The following is a 450-nucleotide window of genomic DNA, read 5'->3' on the forward strand; positions in this document are numbered from 1 at the left end:
TAAAGGCTTGTGAGGTGTACACGCTGCCGTGATCGGAATGGAAAATAGTCCCGTCAAGACTGCCGCGCACGCCGTGTGCGTGGGCTAGAGCATCGATAACTAGTGAGACCCGCATGTGGTCTGCGAGTGCATAACCTGCAAGTTTACGTGAATACGTGTCAATGACTGTGGCAAGGTACATGTTTTTGCCTCCCCTACACGGCAGGTAAGTAATGTCACCGACATACACACGATTTGGCTCGCCAGCTGTGAACTTGCGGCCTACTAGATCTGGCATGACACGGTGACCAGGCTTACGCCTGGTAGTAATGCATCGACGCCGTTTGCTAAAGCCTTTTAACCCCATGGATTTCATGATGCGTGCAACTTTCTTGTGATTGATCGGGGTATACGTCGTGTCCTCCTTGAGGCTTGCGGCGATGCGTTTAGCACCATAAAGCCCGTGCTCAT

General features: G+C 52.0%; 1 protein-coding gene. It reads right to left on the bottom strand.

What is annotated here, in order from left to right; translation table 11 throughout:
• On the bottom strand, positions 1 to 450 hold a 450-nt coding region (locus HMPREF2875_RS00320), incomplete at both ends, for a DDE-type integrase/transposase/recombinase (RefSeq protein ID WP_141754539.1).

Origin of the sequence: Corynebacterium sp. HMSC078H07 (assembly GCF_001812805.1) — a bacterium.
In the GTDB taxonomy this organism is placed as follows: domain Bacteria; phylum Actinomycetota; class Actinomycetes; order Mycobacteriales; family Mycobacteriaceae; genus Corynebacterium.